22 protein-coding genes are annotated in these 22,443 nt (G+C 65.7%); 2 read left to right on the plus strand and 20 right to left on the minus strand.

The features are described 5' to 3' along the window. Positions 1-614, plus strand: a 614-nt coding sequence (locus JI664_RS22860) for an energy transducer TonB family protein (protein ID WP_207016103.1), incomplete at its 5' end; no start/stop codon positions are given. 53 nt (positions 615-667) lie between these two features. Here JI664_RS22860 and JI664_RS22865 read toward each other — a convergent pair. The 20 genes from JI664_RS22865 to JI664_RS22960 all read right to left on the minus strand — a co-directional run bounded on the left by JI664_RS22865 (position 668) and on the right by JI664_RS22960 (position 21,417). Next, on the minus strand, positions 668-2,239 hold the full coding sequence (locus JI664_RS22865) for a CopD family protein (RefSeq protein WP_207016104.1): 1,572 nt from the start codon (positions 2,237-2,239) through the stop codon (positions 668-670). 1 nt (position 2,240) lies between these two features. Beyond that, positions 2,241-2,798 carry a hypothetical protein gene (locus JI664_RS22870; protein WP_207016105.1) on the minus strand — a complete coding sequence of 186 codons (558 nt, stop codon included), beginning with the start codon at positions 2,796-2,798 and terminating at the stop codon, positions 2,241-2,243. A gap of 215 nt (positions 2,799-3,013) precedes the next feature. After that, positions 3,014-3,544, minus strand: coding sequence for a YcnI family protein (locus tag JI664_RS22875; protein ID WP_207016106.1), 531 nt, complete (start codon positions 3,542-3,544; stop codon positions 3,014-3,016). Positions 3,545-3,874: 330 nt separating this feature from the next. Continuing rightward, the gene (locus JI664_RS22880; protein WP_207016107.1) at positions 3,875-4,216 is read right to left on the minus strand and encodes a hypothetical protein; all 342 of its coding nucleotides are present in this window, start codon (positions 4,214-4,216) and stop codon (positions 3,875-3,877) included. A gap of 209 nt (positions 4,217-4,425) precedes the next feature. Beyond that, the gene (locus tag JI664_RS22885; protein ID WP_207016108.1) at positions 4,426-5,871 is read right to left on the minus strand and encodes an amidase; all 1,446 of its coding nucleotides are present in this window, start codon (positions 5,869-5,871) and stop codon (positions 4,426-4,428) included. Between the two features lie 16 nt (positions 5,872-5,887). Next, positions 5,888-6,703 carry a sulfite exporter TauE/SafE family protein gene (locus tag JI664_RS22890; RefSeq protein WP_414707758.1) on the minus strand — a complete coding sequence of 272 codons (816 nt, stop codon included), beginning with the start codon at positions 6,701-6,703 and terminating at the stop codon, positions 5,888-5,890. A gap of 63 nt (positions 6,704-6,766) precedes the next feature. After that, complete coding sequence (locus JI664_RS22895) at positions 6,767-7,846, minus strand: TRAP transporter substrate-binding protein (RefSeq protein WP_207016110.1); 1,080 nt, start codon at positions 7,844-7,846, stop codon at positions 6,767-6,769. Positions 7,847-7,875: 29 nt separating this feature from the next. Further along, entirely contained in the window at positions 7,876-9,432 is a 1,557-nt protein-coding gene (locus JI664_RS22900; protein WP_207016111.1) for a TRAP transporter large permease, read from the minus strand. Next, positions 9,429-9,941, minus strand: coding sequence for a TRAP transporter small permease subunit (locus JI664_RS22905; protein ID WP_207016112.1), 513 nt, complete (start codon positions 9,939-9,941; stop codon positions 9,429-9,431). Before JI664_RS22905 ends, JI664_RS22900 begins: the two co-directional genes overlap by 4 nt. A gap of 1 nt (position 9,942) precedes the next feature. Further along, positions 9,943-11,481, minus strand: a complete 1,539-nt coding sequence (locus tag JI664_RS22910; protein ID WP_207016124.1) for a gamma-glutamyltransferase family protein — start codon at positions 11,479-11,481, stop codon at positions 9,943-9,945. Positions 11,482-11,531: 50 nt separating this feature from the next. Beyond that, on the minus strand, positions 11,532-12,212 hold the full coding sequence (locus JI664_RS22915) for a GntR family transcriptional regulator (protein ID WP_207016113.1): 681 nt from the start codon (positions 12,210-12,212) through the stop codon (positions 11,532-11,534). A gap of 379 nt (positions 12,213-12,591) precedes the next feature. Further along, positions 12,592-13,533 carry a phosphotransferase enzyme family protein gene (locus JI664_RS22920; protein ID WP_207016114.1) on the minus strand — a complete coding sequence of 314 codons (942 nt, stop codon included), beginning with the start codon at positions 13,531-13,533 and terminating at the stop codon, positions 12,592-12,594. Then, the gene (locus tag JI664_RS22925; protein WP_207016115.1) at positions 13,530-14,816 is read right to left on the minus strand and encodes an aspartate aminotransferase family protein; all 1,287 of its coding nucleotides are present in this window, start codon (positions 14,814-14,816) and stop codon (positions 13,530-13,532) included. Before JI664_RS22925 ends, JI664_RS22920 begins: the two co-directional genes overlap by 4 nt. A gap of 173 nt (positions 14,817-14,989) precedes the next feature. Further along, entirely contained in the window at positions 14,990-15,421 is a 432-nt protein-coding gene (locus JI664_RS22930; protein ID WP_207016116.1) for a DUF3237 domain-containing protein, read from the minus strand. 11 nt (positions 15,422-15,432) lie between these two features. Next, the gene (locus tag JI664_RS22935; protein WP_207016117.1) at positions 15,433-16,887 is read right to left on the minus strand and encodes an amidase family protein; all 1,455 of its coding nucleotides are present in this window, start codon (positions 16,885-16,887) and stop codon (positions 15,433-15,435) included. Continuing rightward, positions 16,884-17,837, minus strand: a complete 954-nt coding sequence (locus JI664_RS22940; protein WP_207016118.1) for a branched-chain amino acid ABC transporter permease — start codon at positions 17,835-17,837, stop codon at positions 16,884-16,886. The genes JI664_RS22935 and JI664_RS22940 overlap by 4 nt, the downstream gene beginning before the upstream one ends. After that, complete coding sequence (locus JI664_RS22945; RefSeq protein WP_207016119.1) at positions 17,837-18,703, minus strand: branched-chain amino acid ABC transporter permease; 867 nt, start codon at positions 18,701-18,703, stop codon at positions 17,837-17,839. The genes JI664_RS22940 and JI664_RS22945 overlap by 1 nt, the downstream gene beginning before the upstream one ends. After that, the gene (locus JI664_RS22950) at positions 18,700-19,401 is read right to left on the minus strand and encodes an ABC transporter ATP-binding protein (RefSeq protein ID WP_207016120.1); all 702 of its coding nucleotides are present in this window, start codon (positions 19,399-19,401) and stop codon (positions 18,700-18,702) included. Before JI664_RS22950 ends, JI664_RS22945 begins: the two co-directional genes overlap by 4 nt. Continuing rightward, the gene (locus JI664_RS22955) at positions 19,388-20,134 is read right to left on the minus strand and encodes an ABC transporter ATP-binding protein (RefSeq protein ID WP_207016121.1); all 747 of its coding nucleotides are present in this window, start codon (positions 20,132-20,134) and stop codon (positions 19,388-19,390) included. Before JI664_RS22955 ends, JI664_RS22950 begins: the two co-directional genes overlap by 14 nt. After that, entirely contained in the window at positions 20,134-21,417 is a 1,284-nt protein-coding gene (locus JI664_RS22960) for an ABC transporter substrate-binding protein (RefSeq protein ID WP_207016122.1), read from the minus strand. Before JI664_RS22960 ends, JI664_RS22955 begins: the two co-directional genes overlap by 1 nt. A 173-nt stretch (positions 21,418-21,590) precedes the next feature. Here JI664_RS22960 and JI664_RS22965 point away from each other — a divergent pair, with 173 nt between their 5' ends. Beyond that, positions 21,591-22,268 carry a TetR/AcrR family transcriptional regulator gene (locus JI664_RS22965; RefSeq protein ID WP_207016123.1) on the plus strand — a complete coding sequence of 226 codons (678 nt, stop codon included), beginning with the start codon at positions 21,591-21,593 and terminating at the stop codon, positions 22,266-22,268. The last annotated feature ends 175 nt before the right edge of the window (positions 22,269-22,443 follow it).

The following is a 22,443-nucleotide window of genomic DNA, read 5'->3' on the forward strand; positions in this document are numbered from 1 at the left end:
CGCCGCCCGAGCCCGCCGCGCCCTCGGGCTTTGCCCCCGCGCAACGCGTCGCGCCTGAAACCATCACCGCCGAGACCCGCCCCGACATCGCCGTCCGCGAGGCCGATGCCAGCACCACGCGCCCGCCGCAACGTCCTGATTTCGCAGCGATCGAACAACAGCGCGAAGACCGACGCCAGGCCGAGGTCGAACGCCAGCGGCAGCGCGAGGCCGAGCGTGCCCGACAGGCCGCCGCCGCGCAGGCTGCGGGTGACAGCGACCGCAACGCAAGGCGCGGGGCCTCGGATGGCGGCACCGGGGCGGCGGCGCAAAGCGCGCCCAGCCCGGCGCCACAGGCCAGCGCGCCCGGCAATGCGGCGGCGTCCAACTATCCCGGTCAGGTCATGCGCCGCATCCAGCGCGTGCGTCAGGTCCGCCTCCGCGCGCGCGGCAGCGCCGTCGTGGCGTTTACCATCGCGGCCAATGGCGGCCTTGCCTCGGCCAGCCTCGCGCGGCGCTCGGGCAGCGCCGAGCTCGACCAAGCCGCCCTCGACCACATCCGCCGCGCCGCCCCCTTCCCACCACCGCCGCCCGGTGCCCAGCGTCAGTTCTCCTTCGAATTCGTCGGACGGTGAGAGAAACAAGGGAAGTTAAGGTGGCTATGCCGCGTTGCCTTCATCGCCGGTAGTCAGTTCAGGTGCAGCGTTTCGGTCAAGGTAGCGCTTCGGAAATCGGTGATCAGAACCCGCAATGTCAGGCTCCACGCGCCTCCGAAAGGCAAGGTCACGACGGGCGTGACCCACAGCCCTGACGGACCCAAAACCGCCGCCATGCGGATCGGCTCGAGCGTGCCGTCCGAGGGGGCGAGCGCCACCTCGACTTCCTGCGGCTCCAGTGCCTCGAAATCCCCGGTCTGAAACGCCATGGCCAGCGTGACGGGGCCGGCCTGTCCCGGCGTCACAGTTACATCCGCCATCGCGGCTTCCGTGTGAATATGCAGAGCCAACGGAGGGGCAACTATCGCACGGGGCGGCGGCGTGAGCCGGAATCCGGCGGCGAGGATCAGGACCAGAGCGCCCAACACGATCTCTGCCCGGATCGCCCGCGCGAGCGGCCGGGCCTTGCCAGCGGCGAGCGCCGGTGTCCAGCGCAGACGATTGAGCGCGGCAAGGATCAGAAGCCCGGCTACCAGCGCCAGCTTGACCAAAAGAAGCCGGCCCCAAACCGTCGATGTCAGCGCTGCAAGGTCACCGCCGGTCTGGGCCCAGACCAGCCAGCCGCCACTGAGAACAAGCGCTGCCACGAGCGGCACGGCGAGGGTCGAGAAGCGCCGCACTCTCAGGGATGCGTCGGGATGATTCAGGTCCGCGGCGAGCGGCACGAGGAGCCCCATCCACCAGATCAGTGCAACGGCGTGGACCAGCATCGCCAGCGTCGACAGGGGTGCAGGCGGGGCAAGCGCGGCATGGCCCGAAACGACAAAAGACAAGGACAGCGCACCCCAGGCCGCCAGAGCTGCCAAAGGGCTGCCGCGCCGCAGCGCCAGCGTTGCCATGGCCAGCGCCAGCAGCGACAGGGCGATGGTCCGCGCCAGCGGAGCGGTCAGGGCGGTCAGCCACGGTGTCGTGGATGTCAGCGCCTCTGCGCTCTCGCCGCGCAGTTCCAGCCCGTGCAGCCCGGCAAGCAGAACGCAGGCGGGCAGGGATACAGCCGCCGCGATCAGCGCCGTGCGCCGTAGCCTGCCTTGCGCGGGCTGCCGCGTGATCAGCGCTGCATGCAGCGCCACCCCGGTTATCAGCACCAGCAGGATTGTAACGAGCGCCCGCGTCGCTGTGGTAACGCGCGCCATGCCCTCGTCCGTCCGGATCGCTGCAACCTCGGAGGCGGCGCCGAGATGCAAGGTCACAACACCGCCGACAGGGTGCCCGTCGGCCGAGGTGACCCGCCAGGACAACAGGTAGCTGCCGGTGGCGTCCTGATCGGGCGGCGGCACGACGAGGTCGGCGTTCTCGGCCCGGCCCTCGACCTCGGTGGTCGAGCCGTCGGGGGCGACCCAGCGCAACACCAAAGGAGCAACGCCTTCGCTGAAAGACAGGGTGACGGCCTCTGGCCACGCCTGAAGCACCGCCCCCTCGGCGGGGTCGGTGCCGTGAAGTTGCGCATGAGCCGAGGCCTGAGCGGGCGCCAGCAGCAAAGCCAACACCAATGTCAGGACCGGCATCACGCCTGAGAACGGGGCGGGTCCGGGCGCGCGTCGCATGTCAGTGGGCCGTCCAGGGCAGAACGGCGATCTCGACATGCTCGGTCGGGCTGCCATTGAACTGCAAAGCGACCTCGCCCGCCTGCAGGTCGAACACCACCACCTTGAACGGCGTGGCGCAGCCGGTCTGCATCTCGAAGGCGCCGGTCTCGAGGATCGCGCCCTCGCTCACCGCGTCGAACCAAAGGCTGTTCGACGCGGCGACGCGCCACAGGCCGGACTCTGGGATCGTCACCGTGACATGACCGGCGAAGCGGTCGGGGCCGTTGCGATCCTGTCCGGGCGGAACCGGGAAGCTCACTTCGCCCTGCGGGCGTAGCGTCAGGCTGGCCAAGACGCCCGGCGCAACACTTCGCGCGGCGCTGGCGCGGGCCGAGGCGGAGACGGTCGCGGTCGGCGCATCGGCCCAGAGAGCGGCCTCTTGCGAGACATCCATCGCGAAGGCGCTGCAATCGCCGCGCATCTGAGCGAAGGGGCGCGGGCCGGGGAGGTCGTGCGCAGAGGCGGCGGTGGCGATGAGTGCGACCGGGACCAGGAGGGAAAGACAGGAGCGGAGCATGGAGACCTCAAAACGGAAGGGTAAGGAACGGGGGCGATGTCTTGGCCTGATGGCCGTGGCGCTCATCTGTGGCGCCCGCGAGAGAGCGAGCGAAGCCAGCGCAGACGCCGCCAAAACGGCCAGCCGAAAGAAACTGGCCGTGAGTTCATCCTGCGGTGGAGTACGGGCGACCGAGGGGGCAGGCCATGACGACCCGCCCCCGAAACCGCGCCGGCTCAGTGGCCGTGGCCATGCTCGGCGGGCGCCACGATCATCACACCGGGCGCGGGCTCGGCCAGATCATGCGGATCCTGACCTTCGGCCGGGATCTCGATCCAGCGTGCGGCACCGTTCGCGCATTCCTGAACAACGGGGATGTAGAGGGTCTCACCCGCTTCCAGCAGGTCGGTCACCGCAGCGCGGAAGACGAACTCGTCGTAATATTCCGCAGGCAGCTCGCCCGACCAGATGATTTCGCGGACACCTTCGCTGAACGTCGTGCCATGCGCGGTATAGGGCTGCGCCAGCGGGCCGGTGACGGTCTCGAGCTCCCAGCCCGCGTGAACCATCGGTTGTGCGCGGGCCAGCCCGTCGGGGATCGACACACGCACGCGCAGGGTTGCCTCGCCGCTGCAGCCATGCGGCACGCGCAGGGTGAAGCGGGCCGTCTGCCCCTGAACGGCCTCGCTTTCGGCGAAAGTGGCGTGGGCCGAGGCCTGAGTGGCAAGGCCGAGGCTCAGGGCGGCAATGGTCAGAAAGGTCTTCATCTCGCGGTTTCCTTGGTTTCTTGGTTACGCCGGCTGGCCTGAGGGCCAGAGCCGGGGCGCCTGAGGGCGCCGTGCAGGACCCGTCGTCCGTTACCGGACGCGGAAGGGTACTGGGCATCGCTCTCGTCTGCGGAAAAGACCCGCCCAAGCCCGGTCATGACGCCGGGGGCGACCCCCGGACGAAACAGCGCAGGTTCGGGCAGGTTAGTGACGGCGACCGCAAGGGAACGCGAAGCGGACCGCCGGACGGGAACCGGCGCGCGAAATCACGCGACGGTCCCGACGCCGGAAACGGCAGCCGGACGATGCCGGGTGCCGGACACGACTGGATCAGGCGAGAGGGGGACCGCGAGGAGGGGGGGAAACCCGGCCAGCCGAGGCCGTGACCAAATGAGTTTCGGCGGGGAAGACCAGCGTTTCAAGCGTCAGAACGGGGCGGACGGCGCCCGTCTGGATCTGCGGCAGGTTGATGGCGGCGATGACATGGCAGACCTGGCAGAGCTCGGTCGAGACGGGATCGCCGTTCTCGTCAGTGACGCAGAAAGCCGCGCCCCAGAGCTGCGCGAATTGCGCGCGCTCCAGTTCAGAGGCCGACGCGAAACGATGCCCCCAGCCAGTGGCGCCGAGCGCCATGGCAAAGATCAGAACCAGCCCACGGGCCAGCAGGGGCATTCGCGTCAACATATCAGATCGTTAGCGCATTCGTGAAGGCGGGTAAACGGCCTAAGCGTCTTTCATCTGTGTCGAGTTGCCTCATCAACCGGAAACGGTTGCCGGCGTGCGGCGCACCTTCGCGCTCCGCGTTGATCCCAGTGCTGTCCACGGCTCGGCATGGCGTTGCGAAGCAGATGCAACGGCTCTGTGGGGCGGCGAGAGCGGGCCTAGCCGTGGCGGATAACCGGGTCGATCACCGACAGGGGGCCTCCGAAAACCAGTTCGACGCTGCGCGCGGCGGCAAGCAGATCGCGTTCGCCGCGCGGCTTGCCGATCAGTTGCAGTCCCACCGGAATCCCCGCCGCATCGCGGCCAACGGGTACGGACATGGCGGGCAGGCCAAGCGCGGTGGCAAGGAAACCGCAATCCAGCCAATCCATGTAGAACGTCAGCTCTTTCCCGTCGATCCGGCGGACCCATTCTTCTTCGACCGGGTGCGGCATCGTTCCCACCACCGGGCATGCCAGCACATCAACATGGTCAAAGACGGCCTGCACCGTATCGTAGAGCCGCGACCGGATCAGCTGAGAATCGATGATGTCGTCCATGGTCAGCGCCAGCCCGTCGCGCAGATTGCCTTCCAGCGTCGGTTTGAATTTCTCCCGGACTGCAGGGTCGATGTCGCGCATGAGCGTGGCCCATAACAGGCCCCGCTGCACGTAATAGGCGCGGCGCATCCCCGACAGGTCCGGCGTCACCGTTTCGACGACCGCTCCTGCCGCCGACATCCGGGTCATCGCTGTGTCGATATGGTCGCGCATCTCAGGGTCGACGGCGCTTTCGCCGGACAGGTCGGGCAGGTAGCCGATGCGCAGGCCAGCAGGCTCGGCCCGGGTGACGGCGTCCCGGTAGGGCGCGGGATCGGCGGGGTATGACAGCGGGTAGCGCGGGTCGAACCCGGTCATCGTGTCGAGAAACAGCGCCAGATCCGTGACCGACCGGGCCATCGGTCCCTGCACACCCTCGGTGATGTAGCCCGCCTGCGCAGGCCCGCCCGCCACAAGGCCGGGGCTGGGGCGCAGGCCGACGACACCGCAATACGCGGCCGGTGTGCGCAGACTGCCGCCGTGGTCGGATCCATGGCTCAACCATGTCTGGCCCACCGCCAGCCCGGCCGCCGCCCCGCCCGACGATCCCGCCGGATTGAGCCGCGTGTCATGCGGGTTGCGGGTCGCGCCGAAGATGGCGTTGAACGTATTGGCGCCGGCGCCGAATTCCGGGGTGTTGGTCTTGCCGATGACAAGACCGCCGCGCCGCTCAATCAGTTCGACCAGAGGGTCTGACGCCTCGGGCACGTAATCCGCGAGCGCCGGCGTGCCCCAGGTGGTGCGCACCCCCTCGACTGCGGTCAGATCCTTGATGCCCACGGGCAAACCATAGAGCGCGCCGCGCGGCTCAGAGGGCGCCGTCAGCGACCGGGCCGCCTTGCGGGCGCGGTCGAAACAGGGGGTCGGCATCGCGTTGAGGGCGGGGTCGGTCTGGGCGTGACGCGTCTCGGACGCGGCGATCAGCTCGTCGGGCGACACGTCACCGCGGCGCAGCAGGTCGACCACCTCCACCGCGCTCAGGGCGCAGAGGTCAGGGCCGGAATAGGCGGGGGTGTCGGTGGTCATGGCTGTCTCGTTCATGTCAGAGCCCAAGCGCGCGGCGCAGCATGTTGAGCGCCACCAAGATCAGGAACACGCCGAAAATGCGTTTCAGCAACACGGGTCGCGTCGCATGCGCCAGTCTCGCGCCAAGGGGGGCGGTCAGAAGCGTCATCGACACCACGATCAGAAAGGTCGGAATGTTGATGGCGCCCAGTGTCAGGGGCGGGTGGACGTCAATGGGAACAAAGGCAAATCCGATCACGGACGGCACCGCGATCAACAGGCCGAAGCCCGCAGCCGTGGCCACCGCGCGGTGAATGGCGACCCCGTGCAGCGTCATGAACGGGACGCCGAACGATCCGCCGCCGATCCCCATGAGCACCGACAGGAAGCCGATCAGGGGCGAGGCTGCGGCGCGCACGACACCGCCGGGCATCTGGGGGGCGATCCGCCATTTTTCGCGTCCGAATGCCATGTACAGGCCGACGATCAGCGCCAGCCCCCCGAAGATCCCTTGCAGCGTGGTGGAGCGCAATTGCGCCGCCACAAACACAGCAATGGCCGCGCCGATCAGGATACCGGGCGCCCAGCTTTTCAGAATGGACCAGTCGACGGCCCCGCGTTTGTTATGGGCGTGAACCGACCGGCCCGAGGTCACGACGATCGTCGCAAGCGATGTGGCGATACAGATCTGCATCAGCTCGTCGCTGCCAAAGCCCAGAAGCGTGAAGCCGTAATAAAAGGCGGGGACAAGCACGATGCCGCCGCCGACACCGAGAAGGCCCGCCAGTACGCCGGCAAGCGCGCCGATAACGAGCAGCAGCAACACCAGCTGAACAAGCAGCGCGGGATCCATGGTCATGAAGGGATGTCTTTCGATCTGGGGCGGACCCGGCTGACGACGGGTCCGCCCTTGGGGTCACATGAAGAAGTTCTGACGACGCACCATGAAACCGGTATCGTAGTATTGCTTGTAGCCGGTCGCTTGCCGCACGTAGTCGTAATAGGCATCGACGAAGCGGCGGTGGAATTCGCTCGTCTCTTTCACCTCTTCGATGACTTCGGCGCAGGCCGTCTCGATCCCGTCCCAGACATCGTCGGGGAACTCACCGATGGTCAGGTCGGGATTCGACCGCAGCATCTCGTAGGCGGCGAGGTTCGCGTGGAACGTGTCGGCAGAGGACTTGTTGGCTTCTGCCTCGGTGATCGTCTCGACCATGAGCCGCTGGCTGTCGGTCAGCGCCTCCCACGCTTCCATGCCGATCCCGAACTCGATGCCGCCATAAATCTCGACGGGCGAGGGGGCATACATGTAGCCGGCGACGTTTTGCAGACCGAAGGCGAGGTCGTTGGACGGCCCCACCCATTCGGCCCCGTCCAGCGTACCGGCCTGAAGGGCTGCGAAAATATCACCGGGCGGGATCGAGGTCGGGTTCACCCCCAGTTTGCGCAGCACTTCGCCATAGAGCCCGGCGGCGCGGAAGTTCAGCCCCTGAAGGTCGTCGAGCGAGGTGATTTCCCGCTTGAACCAGCCGGCGGTCTGAACACCCGAGCCGCCACCGATGAAGATCTTCAGGCCCCGGTCATTGGTGAATTCGTCCAGAAGCTCTTGCCCGCCGCCGAAATACATCCAGGCGTGCATCTCGTCATAGGTCAGGCCGAACGGTGCGGCGGTGAAAAAGGCATGCGCGATGTCGCGCCCCGAGAACCATGTGCCCGAGCCGTGATAGACCTCGGCCGTGCCGCTTTCGACCGCCTCCTGCGTGGCGAACGGTGCGACAAGCTCGCCCGCGCCGAACACCTGAACGTTGATCGCGCCCTCGGAAATCTGCGTGATGCGCTCGGCCCAGCGTTGGGCAGAGACCCCCGGACCGGGCAGGCCGCGCGGCACCGAGGTCACCAGTTTCCAGTTATGCTGCGCCTGCGCGCGCGCAATCGTGGGGGCCGCAAGAGCCGCCGGAGCGACGGCTGCGCTGGAGAGGAATGTTCTTCTTTTCATTGTCTTCTGATCCCTGTTGTCTGCGCCGTTCAATGGTAGATCGCGTTCGGCAGCCACGTCGCGAGGTCGGGGACCAGGAAGACGATGGTCAGCGCGACTATCTGCAAGAGGATGAACGGCACGATCCCCTTGTAGATGTCGATGGTTTGCACGGCCGGAGGCGCGACGCGCCGGAAGTAGAAGAGCGCGTAGCCGAAGGGCGGCGTGAGGAAGCTGATCTGCAGGTTCAGGCTGATGAGAATGGCGAACCACACCGGGTCTACCCCGGCGGCCATCAGCGGCGGACCGGCGATCGGCACGACGATGAAGATGATTTCGACATATTCGATGATGAAACCGAGCACGAAGATGATGGCCATGACGACCAGCACCGCCGTGATGCTGCCGCCCGGAAGCCCGTGCAGAAACTCTTCGACCATGGCTTCGCCATGCAGGCCCCGGAAGACGAGCGACAGCATGGTCGCCCCCAGAACGATCAGCGTCAGCATGGACACCATGCTGGCCGTGCTCAGGGTCACGTCCCACATGCCGCCGCGACGCACCTCCTGCACCAGCGCGGCAAGCGTGCCGATGCTCAGGGTCACCAGCGCCACCGTGCCGATCCCGGCGGTCAGGGGTGAGGCCTGTGCGCCGCCCATGACCTTGACCAAGACCAGGGCGAACGCGGCGGGCAGGACCGCGACCATGAGCGCCCATAGCCAGCGTGGCACCCCGTCGCGGTCCATCGCCGTCATGACAAGCGCGCCCGCAGCCCCAAGCGCCGCGCTTTCCGTCGCCGTGGCGATCCCCCCGAGGATGGACCCGAGAACGATCAGGATCAGCAGCAGGGGCAGAACCAGCGAATAGGTCACTTCGCCCAGACCGGGCCGGGTCCTGTTTCCCTGTTCGTCGCGCTGGATCACCGGCGGGCAGCTTCCGGGGCGGCGCAGTGAGGTGACGAAGATGTAGATGATGTAAAGCCCGACCAGCATCAGGCCCGGAATGAAGGCGCCCGCGAACAGGTCTCCGACCGAGACCGGCTCGACCGCCCATTCCCCGGCCGACCGCCGTCCGGCCTGATACGCCGATGAGACCTGATCGGTCAGCAGGATCAGCAGGATCGAGGGCGGGATGATCTGCCCCAGCGAACCCGAGGCGCAGATGACGCCCGAGGCCAGCGATTTAGAATATCCCGCCTGCAACATGGCAGGCATGGCGATCAGGCCCAGCATGAAGATGGTCGCGCCGATCACCCCGGTCGAGGCGGCGAGCAGGGCCCCCACGACCACGACCGCATAGGCCATGCCACCCTGACGGTTTCCGAACAAGGCCCCGGCCGTCAGCATCATGCGTTTGGCGATGTTGGACCGCTCCAGAAGCCCCCCCATCAGCACGAACAGGGGTACGGACAGGAAGACGTCGTTGGTCAGGATGCCGAAGGCCCGCGAGGGGAAGGCCGAAAGGAAGCCCAGATCAAAGACACCGAGCGAGGCGCCGAGAAACGCCACCAGCGTCGGCACCCCCAGCAGGACGAAGCCGACCGGCGCGCCCGACAGGATGCCGCCCAGCAGCAGAACCCCCAGAAGACCAAGAAGCGCAGCGCTCATCTGTCGTTCCCCTTTCCATAAAGACTGGGACGCAGGCCCACGATCAGCGCGACCAGAGCGAGCGTGGCGAACAACAGTGCCATCACCGTTTTGAGGAGAAAGAAGCCGGGCAGGCCGCCGAGGGTGGGCGAACTTTCAAGAACCCGCCACGATGTCCGCACCATCGGCACCGAGGTCCATGCAGCCCAGCCTGCCGCCGGGAACAGAAGGCCCAGCAACGCGATCCGGTCGATTATGCGGCGTGTGCGCCGCGAGAACCGGTCGCTGAACACGTCGACCCGGACGCTTTCATTGCTCAGGATGACCCCGACCAGCGGCAGCGACACGATAAGGAAGAACAGATAGGTCAGCAGATCCGTCGCCCACGGCGCCCCCAGCGAGAAGACATAGCGCAGGGCGACGATCACGATCTGCGCCATCAGCAGCGAGATGACGGCAAGGGCAGCAACCCCGCGCAGCGTCCCGGAAAAGCTGATTTTCATACCGGTTCTGGGGGGCTGCGTGGTCATCTCAGATCCCCAGCGCCAGACCGTCTTTGCGCGGATCGCTGCCGCCGGTCAGAAGCCCGGTCGCGGCGTCCCGGCGGATGGCCTGCGCCCCGCCCATTCCGATGGCGGCACGCGTCACGTCATGCCCCATCTCGGCAAGCTTGGACGCGACGGACTCGTCGAAGGTGCTTTCGATCTCCAGCTTGCCCGTTGTGATGTCGAGGAAGCTGCGCGGCGCATCAATTGCCGCCTGAACGTCCATTCCGTAATCGACGAGGTTCGAGACAAAATGGGAATGGCCCGTCGCCTGATAGGCGCCACCCATCACGCCGAAGGGCATCGCGTACTGGCCCGGAACCTCAAGAAAGCCGGGCAACAGCGTGTGCAGCGGCCGCTTGCCGCCGATCAGCTCATTCACATGGCCTTCCTGCAAGGTGAATCCGGCCCCGCGATTGTGCAGCGGGATGCCGAACCTCTCAGACGCAAAGCCCGAACCATAGGGCCAGAAGAGCGAGTAGATCAGCGAAACGCACAGGCCCTCGCCATCGACCACGGTGATATAGACGGTGTCCTTGTGAAGCGCCTCGGGGCGTGGCGGAAGGGGCTGCCCCGCGCGGGTCGGATCGATTAGCGCCGCCATTTCGTCGATGGCCGCGTCAGAAAGCATCCCGTCGAGGTTCAGCGCGCCTTCTCCCGGATCGCCGATGAAAAGGTTGCGCGCGCCATAGGCCAGCCGCGTCGCTTCGGCCTCGATATGGACGCGCTCGGCGCCGTTCGGATCGAGGCTGGCGATATCGAACCGCTCCAGAAGCCCGGACAACAATAGCGCCGTCGCGCCCTGTCCGTTCGGCGGCAGTTCGACAAGGTCATGACCGCGATAGGCGCGGCGGATCGGCGTGACCGGGGTGGCCTCGGTCTTTGCGAAATCCTCGGCGGTGTGCATGCCGCCCTCTGCGCGAAGGGTGGCCAGGATGTCTTCCATCACCGGGCCTTCGTAGAAGGCGCGCGCGCCCTCGCGGGCAATCAGACGCAGCGCCTCGGCCTGTCCGGGGGCGGTGAAGATGTCGCCTTCGTGAAAGCTCTGCCCGTCGCGCAGGAAGTATTGCCGTCCCGCGCCCTTCAGCCGGTCGGCGAACGTCTCCCCGTCGATGGCGGTGCGGCGATGGACCGGCACGCCGTGTTCGGCAACGCGGATCGCCGGCGCCAGCACGGTCGCCAGATCGAGCCGACCCTCCTGCGCGATGAGCCGGTCGAAGGCATCGACGGCGCCGGGCACGGTCACGGCATGGATCGAGTCGAGCCCCACAGCCGTCATCCCCTGAGCCCGCAGATCGGCGGCCTGAAGCGCGGCAGGGGCGCGGCCCGATCCGTTCAACCCCCGGCTTTCCCCGGTCTTGGCGTCGTGGATCAGCGCGAAGACATCGCCACCCAGCCCGGCCATAGCGGGTTCGCAATATCCCAACACGACGGCACCGGCGACCGCGGCATCGACCGCGTTCCCGCCTTGGCCCAGAATGTCGAGCGCGACACGGGCCGCTGCGGGATGCGACGTGGCGCACATCGCCTCGGTGGCATACATCGGCGCGCGTCCGGGCCCTTGATACGAATGTGTCACCTGACTTCGCCTTTCACTTTGGGTGCGTCTGACCGCGACTGCGTGTCTTCGAAGAATTGCTGGAGCGAGATAAGCGCCTGCGCGATGTGTTCGCGCATCAGCCGCGCGGCTTCCTTGCCTTGTCCGGCCAGAACAGCGTCGGCGATCGCCGCATGTTGCTGATGCGGGCGCTCAAGATCGGCGTTATAGCCTTCCATCATGAAAAGCGCGGCGCTGTAGGGCGTGATCCGGAGCCGCGTTTCCTCGGCCACCGTCTTGAGCATCCGGTTGCGCGCTCCGTCATGCAGAAGGCCGTGGAATTCGAAATCCATCTCAAGCGCGGCGGGCCTGTCATTGCGCAGGCTGACATCCTGCGATGCGGCCATGAGCGCGCGCAGCTTCAGACGCTCGGCTTCGTTCATGCGCACGGCGGCCAGAGACGCGCACAGCGCCTCGATCTCGCCCATCGCCTCGAAGGCTTCGCTCAACTCGGCCCGGTCAAAGCTCCGCACGACAGCGGAGCGACGGGGCCGGATCTCGATCAGTCCCGAGGCCCCGAGTTGCCTGATGGCCTCGCGTATCGGCGTGCGGGAGACGCCGAAGCGGTCGGCGAGAGAATGCTCGTCCAGCCGGTCGCCCGGCTTCAGCTCTCCGTTGATGACAAGGTCAGCGATCTTCTGGCGCAGTGTATGAGGCATGATTTCTCCTGTCTCGATACGCTAAACCAGCATTTTGCACTCTGTAAAGAAAAATTGCATACAGTTTTTATGTTTGCGATACAGCTTTGTAAGCGGCTGTTATCGCAATGTTTTTGGGGAGTCTCGACCGGGAAGTTGGGTGCCCAACCGGCAAAAACCGCGTGCTCGACGCCCGAAATAGCCCGGCAACAATCGCGGATCGGCCATGTGCCGGGCGGTGGTCCCGACTCTGCGCTCAGACAGATTCGGAAGGCGACGGTCCGTAGCACCGCACGGATCATGCGCGCCCAAACAGGGTCTGGGATATCGGCATCACTGGCTTACACGGACTGGCTTGGCGCATCTCGGGCACCACGCCGGAACACGGAACCGCGACCCTTTAGTGTTTGGCGGAGAGGTACTCTTCTGCCAGTGCCCGCGTCGTCGCGATGAAGCGGTCATTGCGCATCATGGCCCCGTCTTCATCCAGCCGTTCCACGATCCAGCCGACATAGGTCGCGGCGCGCAGGACCAGAAACAGGTCCAAGGCCCCGGTATCCATCGGGCGCACGGCACGATACCCGTCGATCAGCGCGGATTTCAGGCGGGCGTAGTCCGGTTCGGCCATGTTCTTCAGCAGCGTTGTCGCCAGCTCGAACAGGCGATAGCCGAAGCCCGCGTCGTCGAAATCGATGATCTGGATCTGCGCGCCGTGGACCATGACGTTCTCGCGGACCAGATCGGCGTGGATCAGACCGTAATCGAGGCCGGGCGCGCGGGCATCCAGATCACGCCCCGCCACCATACGCAGCTGTTGAAAGAGCGCCCGGTCGGCGCTGTCCAGAGTAGGATTGTCCCAGAAACGCCCCCAGACCGGGGTATCGCCCAGCAGGCCCGCGTGATCCCAGGCGCAACGGGTGAAACGGGCGGGCGGGGTCCAGTCGTCCATAGCGTCATGAAAGCGGGCCATTTCCCGACCGATAGCGGTGAAGAGGGCGGCAGTGTCCGGGACCGAAAGCGGGGTGCCGGTCTTGCCGATCGTCGTGCCCTCGAGCCAGTGCAGAACGTCGATCTGCAGTCCGTCGACAACATGGATCAGCGCGCCCGAGGCCGAGACCACGGGAGCAGGAACGTGCAACCCCGCCCGACGTGCCGCGTCCATCATCTCGAGCTCGGATTGCAGCTCGGCGTCGGTACGATAGCCCGCGCGATGCACTCTGAGCGCATAGGTTGCCCCGGCATGGCGGACCTGATGAACTTCGTTCTCGCGTGCGGCGAACAGGCGATGATCGGCCCCGTCCATGCCCCACAAGCCGAGCGCCCGGTCGACGAGCCCGCTCATGACAGCGGGGTCTCGGCGAGCACCTTGTCCAGCGCGTCGAAGAGCATATCGGCGTTTTCAATCGAGAACACCAGCGGCGGTCGGATCTTGAGCGCGTTCTTGTGGCGACCGAGCTTGGACAGGATGAACCCTTCCTGCCGCATCGCGTTGACGATCCGGTCGGTAAAGGCACTGGCCGGATCCTTGGTCTGCCGGTCGCTTACCATCTCGGCGCCGAAGATCAGCCCGGCCCCCCGGACATCGCCGATCACCTCGTATCGCGCCATCAGGTCGCGCAAACGCGTCTGGGCGTGCGCGCCCACGACGCGGGCATTCTCGACCAGCCCGCGATCCTGAATCTCGCGCAAGACGGCAAGCGCTGCGGCGGCGCTGACCGGGTTCCCGCCGAAGGTGTTGAAATAGCGATAGCCCGAGCGGAAAGCGGCCATCGTCTCAGCCCGTGTCACGACGCCGCCGACCGGATGCCCATTCGCCATCGGCTTGCCGAGGGTCATGATGTCGGGCACGACGCCCATCTTCTCATGGGCCCACAAATGCGTGCCCGTACGCCCGAAGCCCGATTGCACCTCGTCGCAGATCAACAGACCACCGGCCTCGCGCACGACTTTCGCAACCGGGGCAAGCCAGCCATCGGGATTGTCGGGGAACCCTTCGTTCAGGAAATAGGGGCAGACGACAAGCGCGGCAAAGCCGGTGCCATCGGCCTCATGCGCGGCGATCTGTTCGGCCACCGAAGCGGCAAAGAGCATCCCGTCCGGGTCAGGATGACGATAGCTGTCGGGCGCGTTCACGAAGCGGACGTACTGATTCAGCCCGAAGCCCACCGAGGGGACGTTGGACTTGCTGAGCTGGCTCACCAGCGCTGTGTTGCCGTGATAGGTGGCGTCGGTCGCGATGATCCCGCGCTTGCCCGTTACGGCTTCGGCCATGCGCAGCGCCACATCGTTTGCCTCGGAGCCGGTGCAGGTCATCAGCACGGTGTCGAGGCTGTCATCCAGCGTTGCTGTCAGCGCCTCGGCATAGTCGAGAATCCCGTCATGCAGATAGCGCGTGTGGGTGTTGAGCGTTGCCGCCTGGGTGGCGATCGCCTCGACCACGCGCGGGTTGCAATGGCCGACAACCGGGACGTTGTTGTAACAGTCGAGATAGCGCCGCCCCTCGGCATCCCACAGCCAGACGCCGTCGCCTTTCACGAAATGCACGGGGTCGTCGTAGAAGGTCGAGACATTCGGGCCGAGCAGGCGCTTCCTGTCGGCGATCAGGTCTGGCGTCGTGCGTCTCATCAGGACGTCTCCATTGTGTTTCGAACGGCCACGCCGGGCGCTATCCGCTTTTCGGGCGGAACGGTAGCGCCCCTGCGCCCGGTTTGCACCATCCCGGCGTGACCGGGGTCAAGTACCGTCAAGCCGACGTGAGACCGCAGCATGACCTCCCGGTGGTCAGTACGCGGCTATCGTCATTCGACGATGAACAGTTCCAGATCGACATAGCCATCTGCCATGCGCGAGGTGAACCGGCATACGAATTGCGCGTCGTTGATCCAGCTATAGGTCGTTGATGCGGTTTCGAAACGGGGCACGGCTTGCCCCGAAAACGTCTCGGACTGGCCTGCCACCGGCTTGCAGGTTCCGACATTCACGATGGTTGCAAAAGACCCGTCGTCGAGCTTCAGGACATAGTGGGCTTCGACCTTGGCCTGACCGTCATCGTAGAGCCACGCCCAGTCGAAACCGCCCGGCAGTACCTCGCCGTTGATCTTGCCGGTAATCGTGCCGCCCGTGATCGGCACCACGGCGCGGACCCGGCCGTCGATGGGACCCACGATGAGCGGTTCGGCGATGGTGACGCGCAGGGTCGCGGCATGAGTAGCCTTGGGGTTCTGGGACATCGGGTCTCTCCTCAGCGGAAATCGGGCGCAAGCGGTGCGAGGCCGAAGGCACGGTCGCAGGCTGCGGCGAAGGCAAGCGTCGTGCGGTCGCCGTAGAGATCGCCGATCATCTGCACGCCCACCGGCATGTTGTGCACAAGTTCCGGCAAGGGACGAACCGTCGAGGGCAGATGGGCCAGCGTGGCGGCGCCGGGCCAGAGCAGGTTTTCCATATAGGGGCGCTCTTGTCCCGAGACGGTCAGTGTGCGGCGTAGCTGGGGCAGGGGGCCATGGCCATCCTCGACCTGATGGGGAAAGGCGGAGTTCATGGCGACGGGCGCCAGCACGATGTCGGTCTCTTCGAAGACGCTCCGCCAATTGGCGATATGCGCCGCCTGTCGCTCTTGCAAAGCGGCCATCTCGGCGGCGCTTGCGCGCATGGTCGCCGCAATGATGTCGGCGAAGGGGTGGTCCGGCAACTCGGCCGCCGCCTGCTCGAACTCTGCGATCTGGTCGTCCGGCATCCCCGACCCGATCACCGCGAAAAGGATGCGGAAATACAGATCGTCGATGGGGTCAACCGCCGCAACCGGACCGGAAAGGCGTGTCACCACGGCGCCCTCGCTCTGCAGCAGATCGGCAAAGCGCATCAGCGCCGCGCGATAGGCATCGTCGACCGGATACCCGTCGAGCCACAGAGCCACGCGCGCGCCCCGGATCGACGTCACGCGCGGCGCGGTCAGGTCCAGCTTGTGCCCTGGTTGCCCTTCGGCCAGCAGATCCAGCGCCAGCGACAGGTCGCGCGCGCTGCGCCCGAGCGGTCCGCAAACCGACAGCGGGGCAGGGGTCAATGCGCCGGGTCCGGGCGGAACATGGCCACGGCTTGAGACAATGCCATAGGTCGGCTTGTGGCCGTAGACCCCGCAATAATGCGCCGGCACGCGGATCGATCCGCCAATATCGCTGCCCAGTTCCAGCGGCGTCAGCCCGGCCGCAAGCGCTGCCGCCGACCCGCCGGAGGAACCGCCCGCGCTGCGCTCGCGGTCCCACGGATTTCGCGTCACCCCGTGGATCGGATTGTAGCTTTGATGATCCGAGGCGGCCAACGGCACGTTGGTCTTGCCGAAGATCACCGCGCCTTCGGCCCGCAGACGCGCGATGGCGTCGGCGTCACGCGTGGGTCGATGACCAGCAAGCTCGGGGATGCCAGCGGTGGTCGTGAAGCCGTCGACTTCGTAGCAATCCTTGACCGTCATCGCCAGCCCGGCCAGCCGCCCGGTGATCTCCCCCCGGTCAACCGCGCGTGCGGTGCTGCGGGCCTTATCTTCGTTCAGCTCAATGATCGCGTTGATGCTCTTCGCCGCAGAGTGTTGCCGGGCAAGCGCGTGGTCCAGCAGCTCTTCGGCGCCGATCCTGCGGCTCTCAAGCGCGTCGAGTGTCTGTGTCGTGGTCCAGTGATGGGGCTCTGTCGAAGGAAAACGCGTCATCGTGTTGCCTTGCCTGTCTTGCGGATGAAAGAGTTACGGATCAGGGGCCACAGCCCGCGCGGCGCCAGAAGCAGCACGGCCACGGCCAGCGCCCCCATGACGATCCAGTAGGTGCCGCCGGAGAACCCGGCGCTTGTCATGGCCTCGCGGATCGCAAAGAAGATCAGCGTGCCAAGGATCGGCCCGGTCAGTGTCCCCAGCCCGCCGATGATCGAGACGAACATCATGATGATCAGCCAGTTCATCTGAAACGCGTCCCCGGCCGAGATGTAGAGCGTCGTGATGTAATAGAGCGCACCGCCCGCCGCGCAGCCGATGGCCGAGATGACGAAGACCAGAAGATGCATCCGGCGCACATCGACGCCGCATGCCGCCGCGCCGTCGGGATTGTCGCGCATCCCGAGAAGCGCAAGGCCGATCGTGGATTTCAGGAACATCCGCAGCGCGACGATGGTGGCGACGAAGCCGAAGGCGGCGATGAAGAACAGCAGCCGCTCGGGGTTGGTCGTCATCGACGCACCGCCGGGCCTGAGGACGATCCCCGCCGACCCGCCAAGAAAATCGAGCCGAAGGAACAGGGCGGACAGGATCTCGGCCACAACCCACATGCCCACGGCGAAATAGGCATTCTTCAGGTGGAAGACGACCAGACCGATGGGAACCGCGAGCAGCCCGACAAAGAGCGGTGTCACCCCCAGCCAGACCCAGAACGGGATCTGGGTTCCGTTCGCGCCGATAAAGAGAAGATAGCCGCCAAGCCCGAAAAAGGCCTGCTGGCCCAGCGAAACCAGACCGCCGAACCCTGCGAGAAGGTTCCACATCTGCGCCAGCAACAGGACCACCATGATCTCGGTCAGCAAGAACAGCATCCCCGGATCGAAGGTCAGCGCGCCGGCGAGCGCGGCGGAAAAGCCCACCGCGAGAAGAGAAAGATTGAAAGGGCGATCCATCACGACAGCCTCCCCGAAATGGCGCGGATCACGAGGATCGTGAAGAAGGTGACATGGACGTAGAGAAGCCCCGCATTTCCGTCGAAGCGGCTGCTGACGATCTGCACGACGCCCAGTAGCACGCCGGCGGCGAAGGCGCCGCGAATGGACCCGAGCCCGCCAAGGACGACGACTTCGAAGGCGATCAGCAGGTAGGAGACGCCGGAATAGGGCGATACGCTTGCGCGCATGGCCAGCAGAACCCCGGCGAGCGCCGCAAAGCCTGCAGCCAGCGCGGCAACCTTGATATGCACGCGCTTTCCCCGGACGCCCACCAGCGCAGCGATCTCGGGGCGGTCCGACAAGGCGCGCACTTCCCGGCCGAATGTCGTGCGCCGGATCAGCAAGGACAGGATCACGAACACCCCGATTGCCAGCAGAAGCGTGACGAGCGGCAGCGCCCCGAAGGTCATGCCGCCAAGGCTGATACTGCTTTGCGCAAGCCCGCCGACATTGAGACCGCGCAGATCCGCGCCCGTCGTCTCGACCAGCAGATTGCGCAAGACGACAGCGATGCCGAAGGTCGTCAGCATCGGCACCATGGGATCGCGAAAGGCCATCGCCCGTTCGACGAACGCGGCCTGAAGAAATGCCCCCAGAAGCGCGCAGGCGACAAAGGCCCCCGCCAGCACAAGCGCAATCGGCAGCGTCGGCACCATGCCGACAAGGGCAACGGCGACGAAGGCCCCGATGGTGATCATCTCGCCATGCGACAGGTTTACCACCCGAAGGATGCCGAAGGTCAGCGCAAGACCGGCGCCGATGATGCCGTACAGGCCCCCCAGCGTTATGCCCTGAAAGAGAAGTTCAACACTTGTCTGGATCATGCCGTTAACCCGAAATAGGCGTTTTTGAGCGTGGCGGCGTTGGCGGTCGCGGCCTGCGTTTCATAGGTCACGCGACCCTTGAACATGCAGGCCACGCGATCGGCGATCCGTGCCGCGCGGGTGACGTCCTGATCGACGATGATCAGCGCAGTGCCTTCGTCGCGGACCCGTTTGAGCGCGACATAGACTTCGTCGGTGACCAACGGCGACAGGCCCAGTGAGATCTCGTCGCACAGAAGCACACGCGGATTCGCGGCCAGCGCCCGGCCGATTGCCGCCATTTGCTGCTGGCCGCCCGACAACGCGGCCGGGGACAGACGCCGTTTCTCGCGCAGGACAGGGAACAGGCCGTAGATCTCGTCGAGCGACCAGATCCCCGTGCGGCCCGACTGACCGATCAGCAGATTTTCCTCGATGGTCAGGCTGTCGAACAGCAATCGCCCCTCGGGGACCAGCGCCAGCCCGGCACGGGCGGCAGCCAGCGGGTCGCCGGGTTTCAGCGCGTGACCCTGCACGCGGATCGTGCCCCGCGTCGGCGCCATCAGGCCGCACAACACCCGCATCAGCGTCGTCTTTCCGGCACCATTTGCACCGACCAGCGCCAGCGTTTCATGCTCGGCCAGGGCAAAGGATAACCCGTCAAGCGCGACCAGTTCCCCGTGATGGGCGGCGAGGGTGTCGATCTCAAGCAAGGGCATCGTCGGGCACTCCCATATAGATCGCCTGCAATTCGGGATCCGCCCAGACCTTTTCGAACGGGCCGTCGAGGATCTTCGCCCCCTTGTCCATCACCACCAGCCTTTCGCACACGCCCCGCAACGCGAAGGGGATATGCTCGACCCACAGGATGGCGCGGCCCTCGCGCAGGCTGCGCACCAGCGCCATGATCTGCTCGATCTCGGGTTCGGTCAGTCCGGCCGCGACCTCGTCGAGCAACAGAACCGAGGGGCGCGTAGCCAGCGCCTTTGCCAGCTCAAGCCGCTTGCGGCTGAGAAGCCCCAGATGCTGGGCTTCGACATGGGCCTGAGCGGCCAGACCGCACAATTCCAGCACCTCGTCGACCCAGTGCCGGACATCGGCGCCGTGCAGTTTGGCGCCGAAAACCGCCGGAAGCCGCAGGTTATCGGCCACCGTCAGGCGGCCGAAGGTCTGGGGAATTTGTGCCGCGCGCGCGATCCCGGCCCTGACGCGTTTGTGCTCTGCCGTGCTGGTGACATCGCGACCGTCCAGCGTCAGGGTGCCGGCGTCCGCGCGATGCGATCCGACAAGCAATCCGATCAGCGTGCTTTTGCCAGCACCGTTGGGGCCGATGACGCCGACGCTTTCCCCGATCCCGAGGTCAAGATCGACCGACGCCACTGCAGGCACACCGTTGAACGACTTGGAAATCCCGGTGGCCTGCAGCAGCGCGTTCTCGCTGGGTCTCGCCATCACAGCGACAGCGGCACGACGTCGGCGTCGACCGGCACCTGCGGCATGAGGGTGTTGTCGACAACCTTCAGCTCGTAGGGATGCGCGCCCCCCGCACTGCGGCGCCACTGCCCGGCGACGAGCCCGGTGATGGCCGTGCTCTTGACCGGGCTGTTGGCGAAATCGACCGGGCCGACGATCGTATCGGCGGTCAGGGACGCAATCCCGTCGCGCAGGCTATCGGGGTCAAGCGGATCGGCAGCATTGGCAAGCGCGGCCAGTCCGACTTCCCACATCGCATGCCCGTAGCCCAGCGGCTGAGTCCATTGCTGCCCCGTCTCGCTTTCCCACATGGCCGCGAGTTCGCGCGCGCTCTGGCCGGTGATCGAGCTTTCGAACGGAAAGCCGGGGGTCCACCAGACTTCGGTGCCCAGCCCGTCGCCCCGTTCGCCGAGCGCATTGACCGAGGAGGGGAACAAAAACGCTCCGGCGATGGCGCAGGCCTTTGGCGACAGGCCCGATTGCGCGACCTGATTCCAGAACGGAATGAAATGGTTGGCATACATGAAGCCAGACAGGATATCCGTCCCGGCCTCGCGGAACATCGCGACCTGGTTCGAGAAATCGTTGCTGGTGATCTGGAACGGACCGGCAGCGGTCTCGGTGTAGCCGCCTTGGGCCAGAAACGCGGGCAGGCCCATCTGCGGGTTCATCAGCCCCCGACCGGCCGGGTTGTCGAGAAAGAGCGTGCCGACTTTCTTGTTGGTGTCGAGAGCGTTGAAGATCGTAACGAATGTGTTCAGAACGGCATCCGAGCCCGCGAAGAAATGGAAGGTATACGGAAACCCGGTATCGGGCGTACCGCCGCGCGGGAAAAGCCACGCCTGCCACGGCACCATCGACGAAATGGTCGGCACCCGCCGCGTATCGGCTAGCTCGCCGATGGCCATCGCCGCGTCGCCGTCCGGCGTCAGGATCAGGTTGCAGCGCTCGCGCAGAACCAGCTCGCTTGCCACCGTCGAGGAATGCTGCGGTTCCGAGCGGTTGTCCCGGATCACCAGCTCAACGTCGTAATGGGTGCCGTTGAGGGTAATCCCGTCCTGCAAGTGCCGCCGGATCATGTCGATGGTCCAGGCATCCGTCGCGCCGAAATCCGCGCGGATGCCCGAAAGCGGTCCGGCATAGCCGATCTTGATCATGTTTGACGAAGCCCGGGCAATCGACGGTGCAAACAGCCCCGTAGCCGTTGCCGCAGCGCCGAGTTGCAGAAATCCGCGCCGGTTCGGTGAGATCCAGTTTTTCATTGCTTGTTGCTTCCCTGTTCGACTTGTTGGCCAATGTGACCAGTGGTAACATAGCGTCGGTACGACTATGTGAGTCAAGCATTGTTTGCGCGGCAACGGCAGGCGACGCTGGCAGAACCCGATCAACGGGACTAAGTTCGGTCGATGAAACAAATGGAAGCTGCCACAAGCCCATGACTGCCAACGCGAGCCCTGCTGTCGCCAAACGCGACAGCTATCACCACAACGACCTGCGCGACGCCGTGATCGCCAAGGCTGTCGAGTTCATCAGCGAGCGCGGCGGACCGACCTTTTCTTTGCGTGAACTGGCGACGTCTCTGGGGGTGAGCCATGCGGCAGTGTACCGGCATTTCTCTGACAAGGACGGGCTGCTCGAATGCCTGACCGAACTCGGGTTCCGGGAAATGCGTCGTTACCAACAAGCCGCGCAGGCCACGGCCGGGGACGCGCCACTAAGTCAGCTGACCGCGCTCTGCTCCGCCTATCTCGATTTTTCCGTCGAGCAGCGCGGATATTTCGCGCTTATGTTCCATGCCTCTCCGATCAGCGAAGCCACGGCGGCGGCGCGCGACCGTCACAATGCCGATGCTCTGGACGCGCTGGTCAGCACAATCCGGGCGGCCCAGGCGAATGGGGATATAGTCGCCGGCGATCCAGAACGGATCGCAGCCTATCTCGTTCTGGCGCCCCACGGATTGGCGAGTTTTCAGGCCCAGGGCCACATCCCCGCCTTCATCGCGCGCCATGACCCGGGCCCGATGACCACGGACTGGCTTGCCCTGCTGATCCTTCAACCGCTGCTGACCACACCTTTGCCGCCAGACGAGGTGACACACAGGTTTCTGACATGAGAGACCGCCTTCAGCGCTGCTGAAAGGCGGGCCGGTTGACAGTCCCTCCCGAATAACCTGCGAAAATAACGAAAAAACCCGGCCGCAGCCGGATCGGGAGAACGCTTTCGCGAGGGCAAGTGGCGGATGGGGTGTCCGCCACGCACACGCCCAGAAATATAAAAATCAATGCGTT

The sequence above is a fragment of the Rhodobacter sp. NTK016B genome (genome assembly GCF_017303295.1).
Lineage (GTDB): Bacteria > Pseudomonadota > Alphaproteobacteria > Rhodobacterales > Rhodobacteraceae > Pararhodobacter.

What these genes read in the sequence shown, in the direction of transcription:
- JI664_RS22940 (WP_207016118.1), bottom strand. Translation starts at nt 17,837, where the DNA reads ATGGATCGCCCTTTCAATCTTTCTCTTCTCGCGGTGGGCTTTTCCGCC.
- JI664_RS22900 (WP_207016111.1), bottom strand. Translation starts at nt 9,432, where the DNA reads ATGAGCGCTGCGCTTCTTGGTCTTCTGGGGGTTCTGCTGCTGGGCGGC.
- JI664_RS22965 (WP_207016123.1), top strand. Translation starts at nt 21,591, where the DNA reads ATGACTGCCAACGCGAGCCCTGCTGTCGCCAAACGCGACAGCTATCAC.
- JI664_RS22920 (WP_207016114.1), bottom strand. Translation starts at nt 13,533, where the DNA reads ATGAGCGGGCTCGTCGACCGGGCGCTCGGCTTGTGGGGCATGGACGGG.
- JI664_RS22955 (WP_207016121.1), bottom strand. Translation starts at nt 20,134, where the DNA reads ATGGCGAGACCCAGCGAGAACGCGCTGCTGCAGGCCACCGGGATTTCC.
- JI664_RS22895 (WP_207016110.1), bottom strand. Translation starts at nt 7,846, where the DNA reads ATGAAAAGAAGAACATTCCTCTCCAGCGCAGCCGTCGCTCCGGCGGCT.
- JI664_RS22950 (WP_207016120.1), bottom strand. Translation starts at nt 19,401, where the DNA reads ATGCCCTTGCTTGAGATCGACACCCTCGCCGCCCATCACGGGGAACTG.
- JI664_RS22905 (WP_207016112.1), bottom strand. Translation starts at nt 9,941, where the DNA reads ATGACCACGCAGCCCCCCAGAACCGGTATGAAAATCAGCTTTTCCGGG.
- JI664_RS22865 (WP_207016104.1), bottom strand. Translation starts at nt 2,239, where the DNA reads ATGCGACGCGCGCCCGGACCCGCCCCGTTCTCAGGCGTGATGCCGGTC.
- JI664_RS22870 (WP_207016105.1), bottom strand. Translation starts at nt 2,798, where the DNA reads ATGCTCCGCTCCTGTCTTTCCCTCCTGGTCCCGGTCGCACTCATCGCC.
- JI664_RS22925 (WP_207016115.1), bottom strand. Translation starts at nt 14,816, where the DNA reads ATGAGACGCACGACGCCAGACCTGATCGCCGACAGGAAGCGCCTGCTC.
- JI664_RS22960 (WP_207016122.1), bottom strand. Translation starts at nt 21,417, where the DNA reads ATGAAAAACTGGATCTCACCGAACCGGCGCGGATTTCTGCAACTCGGC.
- JI664_RS22945 (WP_207016119.1), bottom strand. Translation starts at nt 18,703, where the DNA reads ATGATCCAGACAAGTGTTGAACTTCTCTTTCAGGGCATAACGCTGGGG.
- JI664_RS22875 (WP_207016106.1), bottom strand. Translation starts at nt 3,544, where the DNA reads ATGAAGACCTTTCTGACCATTGCCGCCCTGAGCCTCGGCCTTGCCACT.
- JI664_RS22935 (WP_207016117.1), bottom strand. Translation starts at nt 16,887, where the DNA reads ATGACGCGTTTTCCTTCGACAGAGCCCCATCACTGGACCACGACACAG.
- JI664_RS22930 (WP_207016116.1), bottom strand. Translation starts at nt 15,421, where the DNA reads ATGTCCCAGAACCCCAAGGCTACTCATGCCGCGACCCTGCGCGTCACC.
- JI664_RS22890 (WP_414707758.1), bottom strand. Translation starts at nt 6,703, where the DNA reads ATGGATCCCGCGCTGCTTGTTCAGCTGGTGTTGCTGCTGCTCGTTATC.
- JI664_RS22880 (WP_207016107.1), bottom strand. Translation starts at nt 4,216, where the DNA reads ATGCCCCTGCTGGCCCGTGGGCTGGTTCTGATCTTTGCCATGGCGCTC.
- JI664_RS22885 (WP_207016108.1), bottom strand. Translation starts at nt 5,871, where the DNA reads ATGACCACCGACACCCCCGCCTATTCCGGCCCTGACCTCTGCGCCCTG.
- JI664_RS22910 (WP_207016124.1), bottom strand. Translation starts at nt 11,481, where the DNA reads ATGTGCGCCACGTCGCATCCCGCAGCGGCCCGTGTCGCGCTCGACATT.
- JI664_RS22915 (WP_207016113.1), bottom strand. Translation starts at nt 12,212, where the DNA reads ATGCCTCATACACTGCGCCAGAAGATCGCTGACCTTGTCATCAACGGA.